The sequence below is a fragment of the Candidatus Villigracilis saccharophilus genome (assembly GCF_016711665.1).
Genome location: NZ_JADJSO010000055.1, coordinates 1 through 24,845 on the forward strand (window position 1 = coordinate 1; position 24,845 = coordinate 24,845).

A 24,845-nucleotide genomic window follows, 5' to 3' on the forward strand; every position below is an offset into this window, starting at 1 on the left:
AACAGCTCAAATCAGCCAAATAACATGACATTTCCACTTCGTTTAATTCGGAAAAATAAAATAATCTCGCATTTATATAGAAGAGAAGGCACTCTACGAAGGGATTGAAGCCAGTCTCATTATCTTTGAGACACTACAAGGACAGTAAAACACGTCAAAAGTACGTGTTTTGCTGTGTAGTTCTCACCGCGTACAACTTACATTATACGTAGCAATAGTGTATAATCTAAGGCGATAATCCACGAAAACGAGGTCAGGATGATGTCATTCTCACTTCGCAAAATCAACAACAGCATGATAAATACCGGGAATAAAACTATGGATACAACACAAAAAAGCATCCTCGAAGCCTTTGAAGATCACCTGCACGCCTCACATTTACCTTCCCGCATCAGAGCTGGCGCATCTGAAAATACGATCCGCGGCTATGTCTACGACATGCGCGAATTTCTCACCTGGTGGGAGCAGACCGAAGGTCAGCCGCTGACTGTCGCTGTCCTGCAGCGCGATCCATTTGTTTTGAACAAAAAACTGATCCAGGATTACATCTATTACTTGGAGCGAAGAGTGGGGAACGCCACCGTCCTGCGTAAGGTGTCTTCCCTGCGGGCATTTTCGAAATATCTTCAAGCGGAGAAACTCATCGAGCATGAACCCACGAACGGCTTGCGTCTGCCTGAAAAAGCGGAACCTGAACCGCGCGGACTAAGCGACAGCGATCGGTCACGCTTCGAGTCTGCTTTCCAGCAGCCGTGGCTTCCCCGTGTTCCAAAACGAAAGCGCAACGGCACTGTGGAAAAGAATGTTTTCGAGAATGCTGATCACCGATTAGTTCGCGACCGCGCTATTGTGTTCCTAATGATGTACGCCGGTCCGCGTGTGGACGAGACTTGCAATCTAAATGTAGGCGATATTGCGCTAAAGGAAAAGTCCGGATCACTCCACATCCGCAAAGGCAAGGGACTGAGGGAGCGACACACCGCCATCCCGCTCCCCGCCCGCAAGGCGATGCAAGCATGGTTGGATCTGCGTGATGAGTTGGGTGTTGGCAATGAAAAGGAGAAAGCGTTGTTCGTTCGCGTGCGCGGAAAACATGGTGAACGGTTGTCGGTGCGAGCCATACAGGATATGGTATCCGATGCTGCAAAACATGCTGGCGTCGAGGATGTCACCCCTCATGTTCTGCGTCACACCTGTGCTTTCATGCTTCGCACCGCTGGAGTTGATATCGAGACCAGGGCCAAGATGCTCGGCCATTCGGTAAAAACCGCATCAAAATATGGCGCGCCTGGAAGCAACGAGATTGAGAAAGCTGCCGCTCTTCTGGATCATGCGGAAGCGGCGTAAGCGCGTGAGCATCAATAAAAAAGGGAATTTTCTTTTATGGCTTGTGTAATATTTTCAACAATGGTTCTCCCCCACTTGGGGGAGAACAAAACTCCCCAGATGGGTGTTGCTTTGGTAAAGTGCTTGTCTTAAGATGAAGCTATGACTCGCGTATATCTAGGCAATTCCAAGCGTGAAGAACGCTCTGCACTGAAGCTATTCCTACTCGACCTGGAAATGGAAGTAATTGGTGAAGCGGCGGACTGGTCAACCACGTTAACTCAAGTTCCAAGCAGCCACTTGGATATGTTATTGGTGGAATGGGATTTACTCCCCGTGGAGCAACGTACAGCGTTGGATGAACTCCGAAAGGCTTGCCTGGCCGCGTTGGCCATTGTACTCATCGGCCATCTGGATTCCCATCAGCAAGTTGCTCTCTCAGTTGGCGCTGATATGTATATCAGTAAAGGGGAATTCCCCGAGCGCGTGGCCGAACTCTTACGATCTGCCGCAGCACGCATTCCGAGTAAATAATGTTTCAAGACATTAGACTGGCTACTGGCTTATTGGAAATATTAATCAGGGATTTAGCTATGCAAAACCAGTTAACTTCCTTAACTGGTTTTGCATTAAAAATTCGACGGTCTAACTGATCACTTCACAGGCAGTTCCTGCAGCTATCAGGCAGGGACCGCCTGATTATTTGTCTGTTAGGATAACAGCTTCAGTTCAACCTTTGCCAATCGTTTTCAAAAAAGCATCCACGACTCAGCAATGATTAGAATCTCCATTTCAAAAACGACAAAGGCAAACCAATCATGATCTTCGTCATTGTCGTAATATTTTTGATCGCCGCTTTTGTCTGATATTTTCAATAATCCAAATTCCCCTGGAGGAGAGTCCCATCAAGAGACTCTCCTCGCTTTTTGGGAGGAGGTCTTCGTCAAGACTCTCCTGTGCCCGCGGGGCGCTGCGGTTTATACGGTTGGGACATCCAACAACCTCCGCAGCAAACTATTAGAGCCGTTTTACGTCACCGGCTGCGGACGTTCGGGACATGCCCGAAGATCTCCTGCCAGGTCACGGACCTGGTGTGCGCATTTCGCAGCAGGAGCAAACATACAAGTTATCGCACCTCGGATGTCCTTATCGTTTTTTTCTTTTCGCTTTTTTTACCTTTCTCAATTCCTGTAGCTCACATGCCTCGAACTTTTGGATTTGTTCCTCGTCAGCATAGGAGTATCTGCCGTTTTGGAGCATTTCCAATTCCAGGTAAGTGACATTGGTCCAAGGTTTCCGCATCGTGTCTGACCATAGGATTTCCTTTATTTCCAACATCATCTTATGCGAGTTCAGTGAAATAAATTTATCCACAATCCGCAGAACATATTCGCCCTCATCTTCAACGACAACATAGTATGAACCAATTGGGGAGATGCCTTATAACTTTTTTGAAGGTCGGTAAGTTTTTTACCCATTTTTTTCCTTTTCTAATTTATTAATACAACATTCGGCGCTCTCAAACAGGAATTAAAACTACCTCTTGCGCACGGACACTATCCGCGGCGACCGCCAGGCTTTCACCCAGCGTCTCAATCTTCTCTTTAGCCCAACCAAGCGCAAGCAGGGATTGTTCATGTGACCTGCCATATTGCATCTTCGCCCAATATCCGCGCGGCGGTTTGACAACTCCAAGCCGCTTGCAGCGTTTCTCAATGGCCTTGTCGCTGACATCGAAAGATGCGGCAACTGTCGTCACAGGTTCAGTCCAAACAGCGAGCAGCAGTTCTTCGGGATCGATCTCAAACTTCCGCTGCCACGGGATACGGCAGTTCACGGAGCAGGTTGCACGCCTGGGGACATGCGACGCGCAGATCTGAATGGGTTTGCCGCATACGGCACAATGAATCGTTTCAGTCATATCAACCTCTATTAAATAAAGCCGCCATTGCATACCTCTTGCTTGGCCAAGGCAGCAATGGCAACTTCATATTTTTGCCCTACTGAATTTGATCTGTGAAAACTAGATCATCCTGACGAACATTTACGGTCTGATCAAAATTCAAGCAGCCGTAACTTGTAGGGGTTGAATCCTTGGGACCGCTGATCCAGCCATAGAAGTCATAACAAGCCTTCGGGACGCTGGTCGTCACAGATTCGCTGGGAGCCAGGGTGACATCACCGACGCCGCATCCAAATACATTTGTATAACTATATAAATAGAGCGACACATTGCCTTTGGTCTTGTTGCTGAAGGTCACTTCAACGTGCGGACCTTTCATCTTGCTCAGCGGCTCATTACATGGGTTTTCATCGCTGGACACACTGACATCTTCTGGAATGGCAAGCGGCGCGACAGGCGCAAGTTCAGGCGGCACTACGATCACCTCTTGCGGTATTTCAGTTGGCAGCACGGGAATGGGAGTTGGCGCCAGCGTGGGCGGCAGCTGCGTGGCGGTTGGGATGGAAGCAGCGGTCAAGGCGATCTGCGTCTGGGCATTCGCCATCGCGATGGATTGAAGATCTGCGACAGACGGCGTGGGAGTCCCTTTCGGAGCGCAGGCGGAAAGCGCGGCGATCACAAGCAAAGACAGGAATACGAACATGGAACGTTTCATTAGATTTCACCTCATATAGATTTGAAAGTAGTGAGTAGAGACCGAAAGGCCACTCTAATCACAGGCGCAAAGCGCCAAATGCAGATGGGGCGGTTAGCCCAAACTTCAAGAAAACAATAAAAACGGTACAGGAAAACAAAAAGAGCGAGCCAAAGAGATGCAAGCCAAGTGCAGGCATCATCAAAGGTTCGCTCCAATTATTTTCAGGTAACGGTCTACTATCTTCCGGAGAAGGTCATTCGACCAACTCAGTCATCCCGCCGGGCATCGAACCCGGAACATCGCCCAACTGTTCCATCAGGAAATACAAGTTCGCACGGGATGAAGATGGGAGCGACGAATAGCCGCTCCCGACAAACATCTGCGCCTGGCTATCGCCTCCATGAAGAGACTCGCCCAAGGGCAACGCGAGATGTGAATGACCCGTTGCCAAAGGTGAGGATAGGAGGAGATAGAAAGGAGAAGTGTTTGTTTGCCCTATCGGGCAGGTCCTCCCCCAGGTCGCGAACCTGGATGGGCGCTTTATGCCGAAGAGGAAAGGAGAAGAGAAAAGGATGAGGGATGAATGATGAAGGATGAAGAAAGCAAAGAAAAAAGGCAAAGGCGAAATGCTACGTGTGATGAGAAGTGGAAAGAGGCAAGGAAGGTCTTTTGTTCTTTTGCTCTCGCCCTTATTCATCCATCATAATTCATCCTTTCGAGGAGTACACCACCACCGCGCTAGCGAGAACATGCAGGCTTTCCTGCTGGTTCTTGATCTCGGATAATTGACCCGCGTCGGTAACACGCTGCATCATGGCTGCGACCGCAGACGAACCAGTCTTGAGCAGTTCATCGCGCAAGGTCACGAGCTGCGCCTTGTCACGCAGTTCCCCTACCACGCGGATGCGCATCTTTTCCTGCAAACGCAGAGTCGCACCGGAGGAAGTCTTTCCGTTTGAAAAACGGATGGTGATGTAGTGCGCCATTCTGCGCGCGCGACCAAAGTTGCCGGTGTGTTTTGAGTCAACAGGTGTGTGTTCATCGTAGATGGCAATACGGGCAAAGAGGTCAATGCCTTCAGCGTGACGATACTCCCAAACCCGCGCAACGATCCCTTCCACCTGCGCGCGATTGCTACACTTCTCCTGGATGGGATCACCAAAATGCTCGATCAGATTTCCATTTCCGTCCATCAGTGACATCGAGAGCGCATTTACCAGACCGTTGCGGCGCTCCAATGTCAAAGCGCGCCAGGCTTGCAGATCAGCGGGATCCACGTAATCCAGGAAATTCATCGCATTGGCTTCGTCCAGAAATTTCCTCAATGTCTCGTGATACTCCCTATGAACCAGATAGCCCCGGATCTTCAAGACATCACCGGGCTGAATAGAGATTGGCATACCCGCGATCATTCCATCCGCGAAACGCAATGTGATGTGGGAGGCGAAGTTGTCATCATTTTCAACAAGTCTTCCGCGCAAGGACAAAGCCATGCGGGCAAAGACATCGTTATTCTTGCCCCATACTGAACCGATCACGCCGCTGACAACGACTTGGTTAAGATCGTATTGTTCTCTGGCTTGTGGAAGTGGGCGAGCAGGATGCTCCTTTTTCGGTGCAAGATGTTTTGGCGCTGCAAGCATGAGTTGTTGTGTCAGTACAGGCTTCGCAATCGCTTCCATCTCAACTTGTTCTTCTTCGCGAGGTATCAATTGTAGAGATACAGGTTCAGCAATGGCTTGCTTCACAACTCTATCAAAAGCATCCTCAAATGTTTCGACCTTATCTTGCTCAATGACAATCTTTTCTTCAGCAGTCTTTTGAGCGATGGCAGTTTTTTTTGTTGATGTTTTTTTTGCGGGCATGATTATTTTCCTTATTGTGCGAAATTCAGATTTTTCTTTTTTGTATCTAAATTAACAGGCAGGGGAACAGCGTCCACGTCCCCTGCCGGGGATGGATTCCAAGTAAAACTAACAGACCAATGTCTGTTGTATAAAACTCGTTTGTAAATTGTTAAAGTTCAACATCAGTAACCCCGCGATCAAATCACGGAGGGAACTTGCAAAGCTGGGAGGCGGCAAAGCCTCCCAGGAAAAGCAGAACCTATGAAAGAGCCGTTGGACTAGCCAGCGACAGGCTGAGGCTTGTGCCCGTTGGGACGGGCGCTCAAGAGTGAACGAGCCGCGTTCTGCAAGGTGGACTGAAGATCATTGCTGGCCTTCATCGAGTTCGCATACCACTCGATCACCGTGCGATCCTGATCACCAAGCTTCTGCCCGGCGCGCTGCCCAACCTGGATCACAAAACCAGCGGGATCGATCCCTGTCGGAACAGGAGCGGGAGCAACAACGATGGGCTTGGCGACCTTCGGCGCAGGTTTTGAAGCTGCGGGGACAGCGACCTTTGTTGAAGCGGTCGCCTTGCCAACCGTCTTGTGAGAACGCTTGCCCAGGTAGACTGACTCCTGAAAGCCGAGGTTCGATGAAGCATGTCCGAGCGCGTTGGTGATCGCGCCCTTCATGGCGTAGGCTTCAACATCGTTGTCGCTTCCGCCTGAGGCGTCGATCTCGCAGGTCACAACACTATCGTCCGCGGCGCTCAGCTTGTACCAGAAGGTCAGGCGTCTGAGCGTGGCCACATACACGCGGCGTGTGCCTTGACCGCTGGAACGTTTACGCTCCTCGATCTCGGTGTGCATATCGGCAGAGTCATACTTGTAGCCCCAGCCGATACCGCACAAGCCAAAGACCTCGTTCAAGATCTTGCGCATGTAGTTGGGGTCGATGTCGGTCAGGTCTGCCGCGCCAGGCACGGCTTTGTAAGCGTCCTTCGGCAGTTCAGCATCGAGCCTGGCCGCCACACTTTCCAGCAGCATGCCGGTCAGTGTCTTGTGGTTCTTGATATCCATGGAATACCTCCGTGAGAAAAAATGCGCGCCCTGGCAAACACCAGGACGCAATGTCTGGGTGTTTGATTCAGTACGCGCGAACGAAGGCTTCCGTCCGGCGCTTTTCAATTGGTAAGGTTCTGTGTCAGGCGGGTAGCCTGCGGCAGATCGTCTGAGTTCAGATGGTCTTCCGCAGAACACCCTCCCTTACTTCCAAATTTCCAACCAGAGCGGCGACTCCGAGTTGATATTCTTGAACTTGCCACTCACCAGAGTTTCCAGGTTAGTCGCCAACCCTGGAAATTTTTCAAGTTTGCATTCAGCAACCAGCCGTGTGTGCGCTTTCTGATTCACCGCACACAACGCCACGTGTCCCTCATTAAGAGAAGAAAGGTTTTTCCACCTGGCGCCGTCACGTTCTTTTTCGCATAATTCAACTTCAACATAAAAATGTTCATTGGCTCGCATAAGCCAAACGTCCGCCATGGATCTCGATCCAGAAACTTCCGGCAGCACTTTCGTAGCCCAACCGCGCTTCCGCGCGTGCATACTAAAAGCAAGCACTGCCAGGGTGTGCGCAGGGAAACGTGCGCCTTCATGCAAGCGGATCAGACGTGACCAGTCATTTTCTAATGGCCGTGATCCAAATAAGGATTGGTATAACTTCTCACCCTCGGCTGAAAATCGGTATAGTCTCAACGCTGTTTGCGACGAGTTAAGTTCAAGGATCTCGGAAATCAGAACATTGGCTTTTTCCAAATCCAACATTACACGCCGCATCGAACCGGAGCCAGCTGATACCTTCACCGTTTCCGCGAGCACTTCTTCCAACTCCATGGTCGCAGCCAATCTCCAACGCCCGATCAGATAGAGGACCAGCCAATAGCGTTTGAACACACGTGTTAGGTCGCCCCCAGTTCGTCCACCGCCACTTAAGATATTAGAGAAAGCAGAAGGAGTTTCCTTTGGATATTTTTCATGCATCCTCCTGGCATCTTCAACAATGACGGTCAGCGCGGGTGTCGCATCTGGCGGAATATTTCCGATCTCATCAGCAACAACCAATACTTGCTCTGGATTTTTGATTTCCTCTGGCAAAGAGACAGGTGTCTCCACAAGGATGGCCTTTGTCCGTTCAAGCTCAGCCTGATCCAGGGCGGCTTGTAATTCAGTGATCTTTTTTTGAAGTTTGCGTTCCACTCGTTTGTCAGGGGCAGTTGTTATGCTGTCTCCCCAGCCTTTTGAGGGAATGGGAATATCATCGAAGAATTTCTTCCATTCCAACGTCCCCCACCTGGCAGGGATGGAAGGGTCGCTCCGCTGCAGCGCTTGCATTCGGATCCCATCAAGGCGGTTGGCAGTCACCATCAACACCTGCCGCATGGCGCGGGTGTTTTCTTCGCTCTTGGTACGCAGATCGCGTTCGGCCTGCAGAAGATCGTCCATGGCGCGTTGATGTGATGTGTTCAAGGTTGTGTCCATAATTATTGTTGTAGAAGAGGCAGCGCGTCCTGAACAGATAGGATAGCTGTGTCGCGATCCAATGTTCCAGTGGACCAGTCGCGCACATTCAATGCGGCGATTCCCAAAGCCAGACGCGCACTCTCAAGAGACGGATCTCCTTCTTTCGTGTGTTGCGTGATCTGCTCGATCAGAAATTGTGTCGCGACGGGGTCAGGTTTCTGCTCCAATGCCTTCGTCAACCGCATGGCATCTGTTCGCAAAACGGAGAGTTCCTCGGTGTATGCTCGCTGCGCTTGAAGCAGTCTCCAATCAGACCATTCCAATAAGCGCGGTTCGCCAGTATCCAGCGGAGTTGCGTTCTGGCCCATGTGAGCCATGCCAACCAGCGCGGCAATGACAATCAACGCAAACCCGATCAGCCAAAGCAGGTCTTCCTTCTTGCGAAAATCGAAATCGAATTCAAATGGCACGATTACCTCTGGAACCTCTCACTATCCACTATCACGGCATTGTCAGTGCGCGCATCTCGGAAGTGGTCTCGATCACCACACGCATATTTGGGGTCATTGGAATGATGTGCTGGACATTCGCCGTCGCAATGCAATGAGCGAAAGTAGGCGCGGGGAAATTTATGGAAAATCCTTCAATGGTGTAACGGATCCTGCCCGCATCATTCAACGTCGCGGAAAACTCGCGCGCTGCCTGGGAACGAGCCAGCCCAGGCTCAATGCGCTTCTGATTGGTCGCAATGAACAAGCTAGTATCCAGCGCGTCTGCAGCCGATTGGCAGGCCGCATCGTTTGCGGTTTGCAGGTGTCCTCTGACGTACATCATGCGTGTCACATCAATGCTAAGAGACGCGAGCGGGATGAAGACAAACACCAGCATGGCTGCGAACCAGGCATACGCGTCACCCTTGCGTGACATCAACAAGCGACCGATCACCAACCCTCCTGACGAAACACAGACATGGCCTTGCCTTTGATATCGGCGTCTGAGCTTTCTCCACCGATGAAGCTCAGCAGGCCGCCCATCAGGTTGGGGACGCTCCAGTCCACCTGAACATTGATCTGCGCACCAGGAAAGCCGCCGCCTGAAACAGACACCGAGTAATCCCCCACACTTGCATACGCGGTGGATTGCATGGCTGCGGTGTATGCCGCGCCAGCTGGACCTTGCTGATGAACGCTTCCGACACGCGCACCATAATTCGCGGCGTTGTTGGCGTTGACACTGGCAAAACCGGCCATAGTGAGATTCATGAGCGCGATCGTGACCAATACGATCAAAGGCATGACAATGGCTGTCTCGGCGAATTCATCACCGCGGCGTGAATGAAGCAGGCGCAGGAACATTTTAGATTCCAGTGGTGGCTTGACCGATCAAATCCACGATCCTGCCACCGAAGGCCGCGAACGCAACGACACCGCCCAGTACAACCAGCACGAGGATGACGGCTTTTTCACCGTAGTCATCTCCGCGACGATCGAAGAGCATGCGGCATAATTGAGGATAGAGATTGAATTGAATTTTAGTTAACATAGCGACTCCTTGAAATTTGAAAATGGAAACAAAAAAAGGCGCGATTTTCCCAAGGGAAAATCACACCTCATTCAAAAAGGATTATAGAGACCTTCACAAAAAAAGTCAAGCAGGCTCCAAAAGCGAACGCGGTCACACCGGGAAAACGCGCATTGCGATCTCCTGTGAATAAAATGACCAGACTGCCCCATACACCCGCAACGACCAACGCCGCGAATCCTGCCAGCGGCCATAGCCCAAAAAGACCGATCAACACTTTCCAATCCGCACCGCCCATCCAGCCTTTGAAAGCGGCAGCCGTTATGACCGTTATCGCAAAAAGGGACAGAGCGCTAGCGAGCATGTCATCCAAAAACAACACGCGCAGAATGGAAGCGAGCACACCCATGATAAAGAGTGGGATGCTGATCCAGTTGCTGACTTCGCCATGCTGCCAATCCTGCACGCCGCCGATGGTCAGGATGAATATCACAATTGCGTATCCAGGAAAAATGTCATTTGACGACATAGAAATACAAGCGGGATGGCTTGCCCCATTTCAAACCGAGCCGTTCAGACACCGCGTCCGCTTCGATGTCAAAGAATTCATTGGCCTGCGACATGACCCGTTCAATCGTCTGCACTCCCCAGCCCCAGCGCGACTTTCCAAGCAAGGGACGCGAAGCAAAGGAAGCCACGCGCTCCGCCGCGTTCTTCTTTATACCCATTGCGCGCAGGCGACGGTCAAACCTCATCACATCTGATTTGGGCAAGGTGGACACGATCACACGCAAGCCGTCGGAGGCGCGCAATTCAACAGCCTGAATATCCTGTACCACGCGCATCACATCGCTGATGATCAGCGGTGTATCAAGTTCCGAACTGGCTTGACGCGCAAGCCAATCCAGCGGATCAATGCGATCGGCAAGACCATCGATGTGCCGAGTGCGGCGGTCGCGGATCTGCATGGCGACGAAGTCCTGCACCAGGCGTTCCATACCGCGCAGCGCGGAAGCCTGGCGCTGGTTATATACCGCCAGGATAATGGTGAGAAAGAAGACAAGTATTGCAACAGAGATTTCAACGGTCATGATTTATTACTCCTTGAATGGTTTTCGCCAGCGACCGCAAGGCCGTTGGACGTGGATCGAGCAACAATAGAACAGCGAACATGAAGAGAAACATGGTCACAAGGGCCGCAGTCCAAAGAGGCTGAAGCGGGACAACAACAGGTTCCAGCTGCGGGGGAATCGCAACCGCCTGTGGAAGTTGGGTCGGGATCACAATCTGGGTTGGCGCAATGACAGGCGGCTGATTAATACGTGGAAGAAATACGAATGGCTCTGCGGTCGGAATGAGATCACCTTCCGGAACGATGATCGTGGCGGTGGCTTTCGAACACACACCATAAATGTCACACACCTCGACCTCCACAAGATATGAACCTGGAGGCGCGTTACCAGGTCCGATCACGCGATCCCACGTCACTACTTCTGGCGCAGGCAGATCGAAGTAAATGACTTCATCCGGGTAGCGCTGCAATGCGTCATGCACTACGATCCTGACACTCTCCAATGGCGTTACGTTCGGTTCGACCGACAAGATTCCGCTTTCCCAGACATTCCATGAATTCGATAATTCCAGGAACGGCGGATGGTTATCAAGCACTACTTTGATCTGAGATGGAGTTCCTGTATTCCCCGCCTGGTCAATACTCCTCGCGAAGATGGATAATGAACCGTTCGGAAGATCTGCCGTTTCCCAGTCATACGACCAATCGGGAATGGCGCTCGGCAGGGAAAGCCAGGTGACATTGTCAAAAGAGATCTGATTAGTGGAGAGTCCTGATGTCAGATCGGCAGACTGACCGCCAACTTGAACTGTGTCGATCGCAACACTATTGGGAGAAGGCGATGAGAGTATGTTTGTTGGAATGGTGGTATCAACAGAAACAACATCAGATGCGGAGACACTGTTTCCGGCCTCATCCACCGCCATATAGTGCAGGGTATGGATCCCCTCGGTCAACGTAATCGGATCGAAACTCGCATCCCCGCCATTATCCGTGATGGTTGTGATCACGTTTCCAGAGGTGACATCCGAAGTCGATACATCGGCGAGCACATCCGAGACATACCAATCATTTGATCCAGTTACGCCGTCCAGGACAAGCGCCTGCACTGGTGGAACTGTATCCACTTTGATCAGGATCGATGCCGTTGTCGAGTTGCCCGCTTTGTCCTTTGAACGCGCCAGAATACTGCGCCTGCCATCCGTGAGCGTGATCGAATTTACTAACGGTTTCCAACCTGTTCCATCCAGGTCATATTCCGCCGATGACAGCCCCGAGGTTGTGTCATTCGAAAGCATTTCCAACGAAACGCTGGAGACATACCAGCCATTGCTGCCTGAATCTCCCGTGGGTGTCAGTGTGATCTGCGGCGGAACTTGATCGATCTTGAAGAATTGAGAGATCGTCTTTTGATTCCCCGCCTTGTCGATCGCCAGAAAATCAACGGTATGAAAACCATCTTCCGAGACGGGGATACTCGTTCCAGTCTGCCACGCACCGCCATCAAGACGGTATTTCTCAGAAGCGATCGCGGATGTACTATCCGTGTTTGTTGACTGTACTGTTACTCCTGAAACATACCAACTGTTGTCACCGGCTGTGCCTGTCACATTGCCAAGCATTTGCGGCGCGGTTGTATCAACCTTCAGCGCGGTGTTTGTAGTGGTCGAGTTACCAGCGATATCTGTCACTTGGAACTGGACGGTGTGCAATCCATCAGTCAGAGTGATCGGCGCAGAATAGTTTTGCCATCCGCTCCCATCCACTGATACTTTCAAAGGGGTAGTTCCCGAACCGGCGTCAGTCGCAGAAGCGCTCACTTGCACATTCGAGGTATACCAGCCATTCGAACCGCTCGTGCCGCTAACTGTCGGTGTGATTACTGGGTCTGTCGTATCAACTTGAAATGTTTGCAAGCTCGTCGTCGTAACATTGCCTGCGTTGTCCAATCCCTGAAACTGTACAGTGTGTATGCCATTTCCAAGAATGAATGGACTGGTGTAAGTTTTCCAAACTCCATCCAGGATGTACTTGAACAGGGCAAGTCCAGATGTTGCGTCCGAAGCAGTCGCACTCACTTGCACCGTGGAGACATACCAGCCATTCTCGCCAAGCGTACCTGTCGGTGAAACGGAAAGGATTGGCGCAGACTTGTCAACTTTCACTGTGTTATTTATTTCCGCTGAATTCCCGGCGTTGTCAGAAGACCTGAATACAACTTGATGAATGCCATCCGTTGAAATACTGGACGGCAGTGCCATCCAGGTTGTCCCTGCGTTCGGCGAGAACAATTGAGTGGCAACGCCCGATAATGCGTCACTGAACGCGGCATTAATATTTACAGGCGACACCCACCAACCCGCATTCCCTGCTGTGCCAGTGATGGATGGGACAATACTCGGAGGAGTTCCATCCACCTGAATGTTTAATGATGCCGCCTTAACATGACCGGCATAATCTGTAGCGGTTGCAAAAATGGTGTGCGCGCCATCAAAGAGTGCGATCGGCGAGGATTTGGCAGAACCGTTATCGGTGATGAGCAGTGTCTGTAATCCCGAAGTGGCATCGGTCGCAGAAACAGCAACCGTCGCACTTCGGTACCAGGCTCCATTCAATAAGCCAGTGGTGTTGAATGAAATGACGGGCTTGAGGCTGTCCACTTTGACAGTGAAAGAGGATGAGGATTGATTCCCCGCAACATCCGTCGCGATGACTGAAATATTATGCGTACCCTCTGCCAGGGAGAAAGGTGAGGTAACAGCTGTCCCATTCCGTGTAATGGAAAGAGATGCCAGGCCTGAAATCGCGTCGCTTGATGCCACAGTCACTGTTGGGCTTGCGCTGGTGTGCCAGCTTCCACTTTGCGCACCCGAAGTGCTGCTTGTGATGACAGGGTTCCAGGATCGAAATAGAACGCGATACTTCCCGTCCCACTGGACAGCCCCGATGTCGCAGAAGTCGCGGTGTAGGTCACTGTCCCGCTTCCAGATGGCATTGTCAGGCTGCACGGGTTGGCGCATGAATATGGTGTGTTGGATCCATTGACCGTGAAGTTCCCGCTGAGGGTCACAGCAAATCCTTGAGGATCGGATGCGCTGAGCACAACTTTTCCGTTATTGATACACCAGCTCGAATTGCCCCAGTTGGTGCAGGTCAGGGCGGCGGACACAGTTGGAGGTGAATATGTTGGGGGAGGTGGCGGCGGGGGTTCTTCGGGTCCGCAGCCGGGCAGCTCTTCGTTGCACACCGATCCATATCTCGTACAACAGCCAATATCCCAGGGATTTTCAGGCTGGCAGCTTCCTCCAATCGGAACCCATTTTAGGCAGACTGCCTCCATGCAACTGGGCGCGCAAGCCGCAGAGACTTCTGGCACAATGGCCTGGATCAGTTTCGGGTATAGGGAAAATTCATCGATCGTTGTATAACTATCTTCGACAGGAATCGATTCTCGATCAACTCCAAATGGAGCGATCCAAAACGCGATCGCAATCAATAATGAAATAAAGACTTTGTAGGGGTCGAGAATTTTTCTTATCATCTTCTTTTCAACATCCTATACAAACAACCAGGGCAGCGTAGCGTGAGACCAGCCTGTCCCAATTTAGATAAAGCCAGGGAATAACACCCCAAAACAGGAGCGCGTTAAAAAATAACCAATATGGAGAAATAGATCTATGTCGCATTGATTTCAATCTCTTGTGTACACGGCACATGCGACCACCATAGGATTTCGGCATGGATGATCAGCACCTCACCGCACAACTTCTTCGGTTCTTTGAATTCCAGCAGCCACTCGGCCAATTTCTGTTTGTCATCACATTCAATGTGCGCGTTCGTGTGGTCGCTCAACCAGATGAAAAAAAGCGAGCGGGCGTTTCCGCGCAGCAGCATATTTAGCCAGTCGTATAGCAGGTCCACATAGATAGCAACGGCTTCCTTTGTCACCATATGAAAGGGATCAACCTCCAGCGGACGGATTTCCCGTACCGCTCATAATTTGCGATCACGCGTTCTTCAGCATGGATCCGCACCACGAGCAAACATATGAACAAGAGCAAAACAAACCAGTTCCACAGATTTTCTGAGGAGATGCACAAGCCAAGCAGTGACAGGCTCTCGCCCAAATACATCGGATGACGGATAAAAGAATATGGAGCCCGTATAACAACCCCACGGTCTTCAGGCGCAATGGAGAAGGAGAAGCCAAGTACGATCAACGACCACAGCGCCAGAAGCAAGCCTGGCAATGAATACAAAACATTCGCTCTATCCACCATGAATACAAGCGGAAGCAGAGCACACAGCCAGGCGATCATCGATATCAATGGATGACCGATGCGTTCGACAGGTTTATGCATTACCAATAAAAACGCAGCCAGCGCAGCCTGCAGGGCGAGCAGGATGGCGGTAATATTTCCATCCGAAAATTGCATCACCCGAATGATGAAGAGAAAAACAAAGAAGGCAGCACCGAGCATGTTGGTGATTTCAGAAAGAAGGATGTTCATAGTTAGAACGATTCGAATACGCTAACCATGAGTGGCACAAAGATGGCGAGCATGAATGGCACGAAGATATAAAGCGAGATAGGGAACAAGAGCTTGTTGCCCAGCTGCTCCGCAGAGCGCGCGACATCCGAACGGTATTCGCGTGCCAGTCCGCGCGCCACTTCACCCATCTGACGTGGACCCTCGGCGCCTTTGGTTGCAACCAAGTCGATCTGACGTGCAAACGCTTCAAGGTGCGGCATTCGATATTTGGTGAACTCTTCCACCAGCGCGCCGTCGAGCAAGTCACGCGAGAAGATTAAGCGGCCAGCCTGCTGCGAGCCTTGAGTCACAATGCGCAACAGATTGCCAAGCGCTCCAGGTAGGGACGCCGCGCGTCCGACAGCTGTCTCAGCGGAACTGCCCGCGCTCATCTCAGCCGCGATCAAGGCTGCCGCTTCGGGCAAGCCGCGCTTGACCATCTCACGGACATCATTGGCTCGCCCTCGTAATTGCAGATATGGATAGTACGCAGCCACCGCGACGCCGATCACAAAGGCCGGGCTGAGCGCGTTGAAGATCAACAAATAGGCGATCCCAACCGCGCCGAACAAGACCGACTTCCCGAGCACACTACCCACCGTTCGTCCTTCATACAATCCGCCCAGCTGTGCCCACATCAACTCATGTTTCCACGAGTCGAAGCTGAACCCGAGCTTGTCCACGATCGAATCACCAACACGGTCCGTGACGCCGCGCCGATCTGTGGAGGCAAAGCGTTCAAGTCGAGCTGTGGCTGAGCTTCCGAATATGAAATCAAAGCTGCGCAGGAATTGATGAAAAAGAATGCCGATCAAGCCTGCGGCTAAAAATGGAATAACTGTTGTCATGGAATCTCCTACACCGCGTTGTCGATAATATTGCTGACCTGACTGTGGCCATATACGATCACCAGACAGATCAACGAATATAGAACTTGAACAAGAGGCGACTTCACGATATCCGCCATCGCGCCTGAGCGGCTCATGAATGCGATCATCACGAATGTCATCACGGTCAATATATTGACAGTGCCTTGCGCACTGCCGCCTTTAGCTCGTGCCAGTACGCGCGCATCCAACACTGATTCAAGATTGTCCGCAGCTGTGCCAAATGCCTTGGCATAGCCCTCACCACCAGTTGTCCACATGCGTCCGATCAGATCCGCCGCAATCGAAAGTGAGGTTGAAATTCCAGCAGCGCTCTCACGGATCGCTTCGACTGCCCCATGTCCTTCGGTGTGCATTCTCGCAGCGGTATCCAAAGTCCAAGCCCGCAAGGGTCCGTCTGAACGCAGGGTCTTTGCAACCGTCTCCAGCGCGGAAGGAACATTTGGCGCGGCTTGAATGGTTGCGTTCAAACGTAGTAACAAAGATGGCAGTTCAGATTCCATGTCGGTGCGGGTCTTGTTCCAGGCTCGCGCCACCCAGCCGTTTACAAAAATATAGCCAGCAATGATCCCGATCAGACTGGTGAAGAATGGCAGCCCCACGATCATCAAGATAAGGGTCATGGAAGCGCCAGCAACAATGCGCGCCATCATCATGTAGTACTCCTCGTTATCACCAGCGTCGATGCCAATCTTCGCGAAGGCAATGCAGACACGATGTTCCATACTGCCCACCACCGCAACCGTTGTTTTGTTGATGCCGCGTTTCCCGCCAACAAAAGCTTCAATGCGCGTAACTTGGGGTTTGCCAATGCGCGGCATTGTTAGTTTTCCGCTCAGACGCCAAACGATCCAGGCCAGCATGCCCGCGCCGATATATGGCAGGAACATGGACAGGGTCGGGGGAATATCAAATAGATTTGTGTTGATCATTGTGAACTCCTTTCATTTTTCTTGGTAACTTCCAGACTGGCGGCACACGCTTTGAGCTGCGCGATGTTGCCTCGTTCAAAGTACAAACCGAATACCATTCCTGAGAACATGATCGAGAAATATATGAATAGAATTTTGAGGATCCAGACGATCCATTCAAAGCAGCTATCAAGGATCGGTCGAATATCAAATAAATGTATGTTGATCATGGTTACACTCTCCGCTCAATTGCTATGGGAAGTAATTCCGCATCTCCGTGCTTATACAACTGGCGGAACTGCACGTTGCCGCCTTTAAGAGTCTTCTCCACTTCCCAGACACCGATCATCTTGCGTCCGCCTTCAGACCAGCCCACCTGCACGATCATGTCAACGGCCTGCACGAACATTTCCTTTGCCCCTTCCGAACGAACTCCAACATCGTTGAAGAGCAATAGATTCAAACGTGTGATGGCGGACTCAGGTCCCTCGGCGTGGAATGTGGACAGTCCTGGATGATCGGACATTTGAGCGCGGAACAACGCGGCCACCGCATCTCCGCGTCTCATCTCGCCCACGATCAACCACCTCGGTGACATACGCATGGCATCATCCACTGCGGAAGCGAGGCTATACGGAACAATGCTTGAACCGACCTGTGCGGGGCGGGCTTCCAGTGTGACCACATGCGGATGATCAAGCCAGATCTCTTCGGGGTCTTCGATTTTCACGACGCGCGCGTCTTTGGGAATCCCGTTACACAAAGCCGATAGCAAAGTAGTCTTGCCCGATGCCGTGCCTCCGATCACGAGAATACGCAACGCTTTTGAAACCAGATCTACAAGTCCATAAACTACTTTCTCAGGAGCGACCTTCCACTTGATCAGCAGTTCAGGCGGCACAGGCTTGTCCTCGAACAAACGGATGTTGATACTGGGATAACCTAGTCCTGGTGCCACAACTGGATGGATGATCTTGATGCGCGCTCCGCCCGGCAGTCCTTCCTGTCGAGGGATCTTTGCATCCACCGATGGCGAGGCTTCGGTCACGGCTCGACCAAGCGGCGCAAGCAAGGTTTCGGTTGCGCGCCAGACATCCGTCAAGGACGGTGAGACCGGCAGCTTCTCGAAGTTACCCGCGCCTTTGCGCTGCACCCATACGTCTCCATTGGGCGTGACCGCGATCTCGGATAGATTCGCATCAATGCGCAGGAGTGGTTCAAGGAATCCAAGACCTCCGACACGCGCAACCACATCACGCGCGATCTCATGTACTTGGTCAGAGGATGCTTGTAATCCAAACTTTGAAACTACGGACAGGACCAGCGGTACAACGCGTCCAACTAATTTCTCGCGCTCTCCGCGCATTTCCGCCAGGGAAAGTTTTTGAAGCTGGCTGGCGACATCCTCGATCACGCGCGCGCGATCTGCGGCATTGAATGGAGGAACAACAGAATCCCAACTCATTTCTTCGTCCTAATCTTCAAGGGACCAAGTCGGAAGATGCCGTCTTCTTTCGCGGTTTGACCGACCGGCACCACAACGCCTCCAAAGAGCATTTCGGATAAGCGGTGAATGGGACGCGCAAAATCATCGGATGCGTCCAGCGCGGATCTACCACTGTCCTGTGCAAGCGATACATCGATCGAGTGCGGGATGGTGGCCATGACCGGCGGAAAACCCACATTGAGATTCATCTTGCGGCAAGCCGCGTCTGCTGCGCCATGCCATTGATCGGCAGTCAACATTCCGTTGGCGCGCTGGTTGAGCACCACGAAAATATTGCCTGGCGTGATACGGTGTTGTCCCGCGATCTTCTGTGTCACGGTCCGAAACGATTCAGCGGACATCCAAACATCCGAGACCGTTGGCCGCGCCACCATCAGCCAGGTATTGGCAGCGGATAATGCGCGCGGGGTGACTCCTCCTGCTGAGGGTGTGTCGAGGATGATGGCGGAATACCCACCATACGCGGCGGAAGTGACCAGCTCATTGATCGAGCCACTGGCCTCGGCAGGCCTGTCACCCTGTGACTCGGAAAGAATGTCGGGGAAGCCTGCTAACACATGCAGTTCTCCAACACTTTGAATGCTGGAGCGCAGGCCTTCATCATTTGGATTTGAGATCCAAGAAACGATATTTGGTTCGGGTCTCAATCCGAGTTGCAGTGGGATCACATCGGGCGCTCCTAGTCCGATCAAAAGAGTTTTCAAGCCACGCCTTGCAACAGCCTGTGCCAGTGAGATCGCGATCGTTGTTCTTCCTGTTCCGCCTGAGCGACTCCAGACAGTGACGATGCGCAGTCCACCCGCACCTGATCCACCGCGCTGCGATCCTCCCGACCATGCGGTGGGGGAGATGGCCGATACCGTTCTTCGAAGTGCCAGTGCGTCCGCATAAGCGCGCGTCATGAAGTCCGCGATATTCACATCGCCAACAGAGACTGACTTCACGGATTGAATGGCTTTGAACTGTTCGATCAATTCTGTGTTCACTCCGCCAGGTACGATCAGGTAGACTGCGCCGCTGACCGAGGTCAAGGCTTCTGTCAATTGGTCGGGTCCATCGAAGACGGTCGCGTCCAGCAAAATGATTTCTGGCGAAGACGCGAGCTTGGCGCGAAAATCCTGATGAGTGTTCGCCATGGATGTCACGCGAAAACGCGTGTCCACCTGCAGCGATTGATACCAGGCGGTGGTGCGCTCCATGTCTTTGTGAGCCAGCAGCAAACTGACAGGCGCATCCTGCCCGCCCTGCGGTGTTGGTTGATTAGTCCAGCTCATTACGGAACCGCGACTGGCGCTGAAGATGGAGCAACTGCGGTGGGTGGCGGCGGAGTCTTGGGAGCCAGGATCAAGTCAGGCAGCCAGAGCCCAGGGGATGTAAATTGTTCAGCACCCGCCTGCGGCATCAGATATAGTGTGATGGTGGCACCATCCAACCCTGACAGGGCGGCCAGGAGTTCCAATGCGTTCACAGATCGTGTTTGTGAAACGCCGCCACTGGAGCCGAAGTCGTAGAAGATGGATTGCAGGTTGGTCGGAACAGCCAAAAGAACGGTACCTTCACGTGCGCGTTCGTTGGTGTTGATCCCGGACATGCTGTTTTCCTGCGTTGCCTGTGGGACTACATTTGCGTCCATGTTGGCGGCAAAGCGTGGATCGATGAAAAGTACACGCAGTCCTTCGATGGTGGATTTCGAAAATGTGCCGCTGCCGAGATATGCGCCATTATCTGAATTGGTGTGATCGGGCGGTGTCACACTTTCGTTCCAGACATTGCCGCCTGGATAGACACCATCGGCTGTGTACGCGCTGCTGACGGTTGTGTCTGTTCCGTTCGTATCCTGTTGTGGAATGGATGCGATCACGCCCACCATTTGACCTGGGACAAGCAGACCAGCAACACCGCTGGCATCGGTGACATGCACAGCGATGGCGCGTTCATTTGCTTCAACTGCGATCAGGTTGCCCAGCTGCGAAGCGCGAATGACATCACCCTGACCGCGATCAATACGCAACGGCTGACCGATCAACATGGCTTTGTCGGTGACCACGTCCACTGCCAGGACATCATCAGGCACGGACATCAGTTCAAGATCCGCTTCCTGTAATACATGGCCAGCGCGCAGGTCATAGGCGGCCACCACGACCATGCGCGCTGGCGCGGGTCGCAGTAGAACAAGGGCGATCACGAATACGATCGCGGCGATAACGAGAGGAAATGCTTTTTTCATGGGTTACTCCTGGGTAAATGCAAAGGATGAATGATGAACGCTGCGCGTGAAGGCTGAATAAGTAACAAGTGATGAATGACGAGTGATGAGCTTTCAAACCTCATTTCTCATATCTTGTTTCTCATTCCTTCTTATTCTTCTTCCCCGGCAGGATCAATGCCAGAGACTTGATGAAACTTGTTTCGGCGAACATCCAGTTCACGACACGGTCTCCGCCTTCGGGATCCACTTCGACTTTCAATACCAAACCAAGCAATGGGACATCTCCCGTGTTGGCCAGTGCGTTCTTCAGGCTCTCAACCGCCTGTGGGCTGTCTTTCTCAAAAAATACAATGTTGCCGTTCTTTGCTGCTTGAGTCATTTTGTTATCCTTATCAATTGAATTCGAACTTCTTGTTTTCCTGCGTGCTGCATTTTGCTTTCCGCTTTCTGCTCCTCACTTCTCTGGCGTAGTGATCGTTGTCCACCAGCCTGTGTCGGGAACAAGCGTGCTTGTTGGAGTGGATAGCGAATGAGTGATCGACACACTCCAGTGTTTGTCGATGCCAGAGTCGTTCGATCCAAAATAGGCAGACAAGCCAATTCCAAAGCAGATGAGTAGTGCGAACAATATGATCACTAAATTCTTTTTCATAGAGGGATCCTTCCAAGCTTGTGCGCGATTTCTGCATCGGTTGGTTCAGGCACATCCAGCATGAGCGGCATGAACAGGATCGGTCTCTGCATCTCGCGCTTCGTCGTATATGGGAAGCGACCTATTGCCATTCCAATCGGCATATCATCCACAAACCGCCGCCATTCTTCATCGCGAAAGCCCTTCTCGGAACGCGCCAATGCGGACAGGATCAAGTCCTTGTCTTTCGGGTTTTTGAGATACCCGACGATGACATTGTTGCAGGATGAAATGATGTCATCGGCGATTAGGTGCGGAGCTTGGGTGATCACATGCAGGCGTGATTTATATTTGCGTGCATCGCGGAACATGTCTGCAAAACGCTGGGTAGCTGACACCCCGCCAGTCTCGTCACCGCTTCCGCCTGATTCCTTCACAAAGATCTTGTTGGCTTCTTCGTAGTAGATTTGTAATAATGGCTCATCGGTATTGACTTCATGCACACGCCGCGCCACCATGTCCATATATAGATGCCAGCCGGTCCATCCCAATAGGAATGCTTTTCCAAAGTCGTCCAGGAACATACCGCCTTCGATGATGGTGATTCCCCAGCCGCCATTCTTGCTCAGATCTTCAACGGGTACTGTGCCAGGACCGGGCGCAAATTGGCGTGCAGCCGAGCCTTGCACGAGTGGATTCAGACGGAACAGAATTCCTTCCAGAACCCCTGTCAACATCACATCTCGGGAAGATACGTTTTTTAATTTCTTGGCAACTGCTTCATGTACACTTGTCAATCCGATCATCACGCTGCGATGAACTGCAAGTGCCTGGCGTTGTTTGTTATCCAAATTTCCCAAAAGTGTTCCTGCCCTGGCACCCACAAGCGCTTCTTCATCCTCCTGCACATGACCCCATTGTTCATGTTTGCGCACCTCCGGGTCATCCACCATTACGCCTTTGGCAAGATACAAACCACGAATGGCTTCCAACAACTCCTGCTTCTGCCGCTTCACACCCAGCTGCGCGATGCCGCCAAACACATCCGCGAATGCCCGCCATTGGGTTTCTGGAGCGATGTTGCGTCCGATCTGCATCGGGTTCCATCTCAGGGGGCGTACCGCGTCCGGCCAGAGTTGTAGGATCTCGACATGCCCTTCAAGTCCAGGAGCATTTAGTAATGATCTCCAGCCCGCGCCAAAATCAAGCACAACCGTGCGGGTCTTCCAATGCAGGGTCGTCTCATACGCCATGCGGATCATGGCCACCGATTTGCCAAAGCCGGTATCGCCAGCCGCCATTGTGTGCATGATCGTGTTCAGGTCAAGCCGTACCTGAGCAGGTGTCAGGTCTCCAGTTTCAGGACTGTACTGATGACCGAGCACCACATCGCCAGGCATGTTTGGATAAAAGCCCATGCCAACGGGAATGGCTGCCATGGTGGTGGCAGCTGTACCTTCTTCAAAAAGACCAGGCGCTGTGTACGCCGCGAGTTGACCCGCAGTCAGGAGCGTGGCATAGCGTGTCCATAATTCACCACTGAACGGATCGCCGTCCTCAAGTTCTGTCCAGGGCGTGAACGTGAAAGCGTGTGCTCGCAGTTCAACTTCATCAGTTTCAGGCGGTTGGATCGTCAAGACAGGAGTCGGTACACTTGATCCATGAAATGCCTGCGGCACAAGCGCGGCAGCTGCGGCGCTGCCTTGTTGTGTGTCCGTGAAAAGAAAGGCGTTGGTCATGAATCCTCCCTCCATCGAAGCTTGATTGGCGAGTGATTCCAATCGGCGCAAAACGTCCGCCAGTCTCTCGGCTACATCATCTTCAGTCTGCCAGCTGCGATTGATGCTGATACCTGGTAATAGGCCGGTGCTCATCCCGCCTGAGATACCTTGCATAAAGTTGCGTGATTGTTGTTGTGAAGCAGTCACTCCCTGGGCGTGGCTCTGCCCCCAGTTACGGCTGTCTCCAAAAGATTCACTTTGGGTGTCCATCGAAGAAGTTGACACGGAGTGCATGGTGGAGTGCCCAGCAGATGTGCCATCATTCGTGCCTTGCGATGTACCATCTGAGGTACTGTGCATGACCGAGTCAGAGACACCCTCTGTGCTCGAGTGTGAACTTCCAGTCGTAGAACTGGTTGAACCAAATCCAGAGACCCCGCTGCTCTCGTTGTATCCAACCGATACACCTTTGAGCAAACCGCCCACAAGCGGGATGCCGCCCAGTACCGATTTTCCAAGATCCGCATTCACGCCCATGCCCGAGCTTTCCGACCAGCCGCCGCCTGATGAACTTCCGCGCGAAGACATCGTGCCGCTGGATTCAGAACTCATCGTGCCATGCGATGTTCCATCTGAAACGCCATGGCTGGTTCCATTCGAAACTCCGTGGCTGGTGCCCACCGAGTCTGAATATCCATCGGATACGGTTGTCCCCTGCGAGTGTGATTGCCCAACGGTATGGCTGTTGCCCCAGCCTTGCGAAACGCCATCCTGTGCGCTTTGTGCCGATCCCTGTCCAACACCAATCCCGCTGGCATTACTTTGCGAGAGTGCGGCCATGATCGGGATACCAAGATTGAATCCGATGCCGATCGCGCCTTTGCGACGCGAGCCAACATTGGATGCCGCTTCGCTGATACGCATCAGGGTTTGTGTCATGCGCGATCTCGCGATATGTTCAGCGAGGACTTGAAAGACAAAATTCTGGCGCAGCTTGGAGAGACCGCGAAAGAGGATCTCGTTTTGTTCCTCTGCCAGGTCTTCGTCAGAGTCATCCCCGATCGTGCCTTCACTATCTGTGCCACGTTTCCCCTGGCGCGGGTCGGGATGTCCAAGCACTGCGGCAATGTTGCAGCCGCGCGAAGTGATGAAGTCGAGATACCACTGCATCCAGTCTGGATTTGGATATCCCAATTGTGATTGCGGGAAGTTGGCAAGTACCGCCTCAACCGTTGAAGCGCCGATCAAGGCTTGCTCCGCCGCTTTTTCAAGACTGTCCGCTTCACCCGCCGCGCCAAAGAGTTGGACGATGCCGATGTGATCGGGAGCGTAGATGCCCATGGCAGTGTATACAAAATTGACACCCGCATTGTGCAAGCCGCGCACTGCCGCCCACTGTTTTCCAAGCAGGTCATAGTCCTCACGCACGCTGACGGGGATCACTTTCAATTCGCGCAAAGCCACACAGCGGAAAAAGCGCCGTGTATCTTTTTTCAGCTCAAACCACGCGTATCGCAGGTCGCCGTCATCGATCGTCAGTCCGTTGTTCAAAATACTTAACATTGATCACCTAA

General features: G+C 52.2%; 27 protein-coding genes. 2 read left to right on the plus strand and 25 right to left on the minus strand.

Annotated features, from left to right (window positions below; all coding sequences use genetic code 11):
* The first annotated feature begins 318 nt into the window (after positions 1 to 318).
* The gene (locus IPL17_RS17340; RefSeq protein WP_345308343.1) at positions 319 to 1,347 is read left to right on the plus strand and encodes a tyrosine-type recombinase/integrase; all 1,029 of its coding nucleotides are present in this window, start codon (positions 319 to 321) and stop codon (positions 1,345 to 1,347) included.
* A 141-nt stretch (positions 1,348 to 1,488) separates the two neighbouring features.
* Complete coding sequence (locus IPL17_RS17345) at positions 1,489 to 1,860, plus strand: hypothetical protein (protein ID WP_345308344.1); 372 nt, start codon at positions 1,489 to 1,491, stop codon at positions 1,858 to 1,860.
* Between the two features lie 985 nt (positions 1,861 to 2,845).
* On the opposite strand, the gene IPL17_RS17350 is transcribed toward IPL17_RS17345, so the two are convergent.
* The 25 genes from IPL17_RS17350 to IPL17_RS17470 form a co-directional block, all read right to left on the minus strand.
* The gene (locus IPL17_RS17350) at positions 2,846 to 3,247 is read right to left on the minus strand and encodes a hypothetical protein (protein WP_345308345.1); all 402 of its coding nucleotides are present in this window, start codon (positions 3,245 to 3,247) and stop codon (positions 2,846 to 2,848) included.
* Positions 3,248 to 3,326: 79 nt separating this feature from the next.
* Positions 3,327 to 3,944 (minus strand): hypothetical protein, encoded by a 618-nt coding sequence (locus IPL17_RS17355; protein WP_345308346.1) that lies wholly within the window; start codon positions 3,942 to 3,944, stop codon positions 3,327 to 3,329.
* 235 nt (positions 3,945 to 4,179) lie between these two features.
* A complete protein-coding gene (locus tag IPL17_RS17360; RefSeq protein WP_345308347.1) occupies positions 4,180 to 4,305 on the minus strand; it encodes a hypothetical protein in 126 nt (41 codons plus the stop codon).
* Positions 4,306 to 4,633: 328 nt separating this feature from the next.
* Positions 4,634 to 5,791 carry a hypothetical protein gene (locus IPL17_RS17365; protein ID WP_345308348.1) on the minus strand — a complete coding sequence of 386 codons (1,158 nt, stop codon included), beginning with the start codon at positions 5,789 to 5,791 and terminating at the stop codon, positions 4,634 to 4,636.
* Between the two features lie 260 nt (positions 5,792 to 6,051).
* Positions 6,052 to 6,837, minus strand: coding sequence for a hypothetical protein (locus IPL17_RS17370; protein ID WP_345308349.1), 786 nt, complete (start codon positions 6,835 to 6,837; stop codon positions 6,052 to 6,054).
* Between the two features lie 186 nt (positions 6,838 to 7,023).
* Positions 7,024 to 8,286 (minus strand): hypothetical protein, encoded by a 1,263-nt coding sequence (locus IPL17_RS17375; protein WP_345308350.1) that lies wholly within the window; start codon positions 8,284 to 8,286, stop codon positions 7,024 to 7,026.
* 14 nt (positions 8,287 to 8,300) lie between these two features.
* Complete coding sequence (locus tag IPL17_RS17380) at positions 8,301 to 8,750, minus strand: hypothetical protein (protein WP_345308351.1); 450 nt, start codon at positions 8,748 to 8,750, stop codon at positions 8,301 to 8,303.
* Positions 8,751 to 8,781: 31 nt separating this feature from the next.
* Positions 8,782 to 9,225, minus strand: coding sequence for a pilus assembly protein TadG-related protein (locus IPL17_RS17385; RefSeq protein WP_345308352.1), 444 nt, complete (start codon positions 9,223 to 9,225; stop codon positions 8,782 to 8,784).
* Positions 9,222 to 9,635 (minus strand): TadE/TadG family type IV pilus assembly protein, encoded by a 414-nt coding sequence (locus IPL17_RS17390; RefSeq protein ID WP_345308353.1) that lies wholly within the window; start codon positions 9,633 to 9,635, stop codon positions 9,222 to 9,224. The genes IPL17_RS17385 and IPL17_RS17390 overlap by 4 nt, the downstream gene beginning before the upstream one ends.
* Before the next feature lies 1 nt (position 9,636).
* Positions 9,637 to 9,822 (minus strand): hypothetical protein, encoded by a 186-nt coding sequence (locus IPL17_RS17395; RefSeq protein ID WP_345308354.1) that lies wholly within the window; start codon positions 9,820 to 9,822, stop codon positions 9,637 to 9,639.
* Between the two features lie 67 nt (positions 9,823 to 9,889).
* Positions 9,890 to 10,294: a prepilin peptidase gene (locus IPL17_RS17400; RefSeq protein ID WP_345308355.1), complete on the minus strand. Its 405-nt coding sequence runs from the start codon at positions 10,292 to 10,294 to the stop codon at positions 9,890 to 9,892.
* A 22-nt stretch (positions 10,295 to 10,316) separates the two neighbouring features.
* Positions 10,317 to 10,892, minus strand: coding sequence for a hypothetical protein (locus IPL17_RS17405; protein ID WP_345308356.1), 576 nt, complete (start codon positions 10,890 to 10,892; stop codon positions 10,317 to 10,319).
* Entirely contained in the window at positions 10,882 to 13,701 is a 2,820-nt protein-coding gene (locus tag IPL17_RS17410) for an Ig-like domain-containing protein (protein ID WP_345308357.1), read from the minus strand. The genes IPL17_RS17405 and IPL17_RS17410 overlap by 11 nt, the downstream gene beginning before the upstream one ends.
* Positions 13,698 to 14,414: a hypothetical protein gene (locus IPL17_RS17415; RefSeq protein WP_345308358.1), complete on the minus strand. Its 717-nt coding sequence runs from the start codon at positions 14,412 to 14,414 to the stop codon at positions 13,698 to 13,700. Before IPL17_RS17415 ends, IPL17_RS17410 begins: the two co-directional genes overlap by 4 nt.
* 134 nt (positions 14,415 to 14,548) lie before the next feature.
* Positions 14,549 to 14,824 carry a hypothetical protein gene (locus IPL17_RS17420; RefSeq protein WP_345308359.1) on the minus strand — a complete coding sequence of 92 codons (276 nt, stop codon included), beginning with the start codon at positions 14,822 to 14,824 and terminating at the stop codon, positions 14,549 to 14,551.
* The gene (locus IPL17_RS17425) at positions 14,818 to 15,384 is read right to left on the minus strand and encodes a methyltransferase (RefSeq protein ID WP_345308360.1); all 567 of its coding nucleotides are present in this window, start codon (positions 15,382 to 15,384) and stop codon (positions 14,818 to 14,820) included. The genes IPL17_RS17420 and IPL17_RS17425 overlap by 7 nt, the downstream gene beginning before the upstream one ends.
* A 2-nt stretch (positions 15,385 to 15,386) precedes the next feature.
* The gene (locus IPL17_RS17430) at positions 15,387 to 16,253 is read right to left on the minus strand and encodes a hypothetical protein (RefSeq protein WP_345308361.1); all 867 of its coding nucleotides are present in this window, start codon (positions 16,251 to 16,253) and stop codon (positions 15,387 to 15,389) included.
* 8 nt (positions 16,254 to 16,261) lie between these two features.
* Positions 16,262 to 17,224, minus strand: a complete 963-nt coding sequence (locus tag IPL17_RS17435) for a hypothetical protein (protein WP_345308362.1) — start codon at positions 17,222 to 17,224, stop codon at positions 16,262 to 16,264.
* Entirely contained in the window at positions 17,221 to 17,433 is a 213-nt protein-coding gene (locus IPL17_RS17440) for a hypothetical protein (protein WP_345308363.1), read from the minus strand. The genes IPL17_RS17435 and IPL17_RS17440 overlap by 4 nt, the downstream gene beginning before the upstream one ends.
* A gap of 2 nt (positions 17,434 to 17,435) precedes the next feature.
* A complete protein-coding gene (locus tag IPL17_RS17445; RefSeq protein WP_345308364.1) occupies positions 17,436 to 18,668 on the minus strand; it encodes an ATPase, T2SS/T4P/T4SS family in 1,233 nt (410 codons plus the stop codon).
* Positions 18,665 to 19,984, minus strand: a complete 1,320-nt coding sequence (locus IPL17_RS17450) for a ParA family protein (RefSeq protein WP_345308365.1) — start codon at positions 19,982 to 19,984, stop codon at positions 18,665 to 18,667. Before IPL17_RS17450 ends, IPL17_RS17445 begins: the two co-directional genes overlap by 4 nt.
* Positions 19,984 to 20,937 (minus strand): RcpC/CpaB family pilus assembly protein, encoded by a 954-nt coding sequence (locus IPL17_RS17455; protein ID WP_345308366.1) that lies wholly within the window; start codon positions 20,935 to 20,937, stop codon positions 19,984 to 19,986. Before IPL17_RS17455 ends, IPL17_RS17450 begins: the two co-directional genes overlap by 1 nt.
* Before the next feature lie 121 nt (positions 20,938 to 21,058).
* Complete coding sequence (locus IPL17_RS17460) at positions 21,059 to 21,298, minus strand: hypothetical protein (protein ID WP_345308367.1); 240 nt, start codon at positions 21,296 to 21,298, stop codon at positions 21,059 to 21,061.
* Between the two features lie 75 nt (positions 21,299 to 21,373).
* On the minus strand, positions 21,374 to 21,571 hold the full coding sequence (locus IPL17_RS17465) for a hypothetical protein (RefSeq protein ID WP_345308368.1): 198 nt from the start codon (positions 21,569 to 21,571) through the stop codon (positions 21,374 to 21,376).
* Positions 21,568 to 24,834, minus strand: coding sequence for a serine-rich protein (locus tag IPL17_RS17470; RefSeq protein WP_345308369.1), 3,267 nt, complete (start codon positions 24,832 to 24,834; stop codon positions 21,568 to 21,570). The genes IPL17_RS17465 and IPL17_RS17470 overlap by 4 nt, the downstream gene beginning before the upstream one ends.
* Between the last annotated feature and the right edge of the window lie 11 nt (positions 24,835 to 24,845).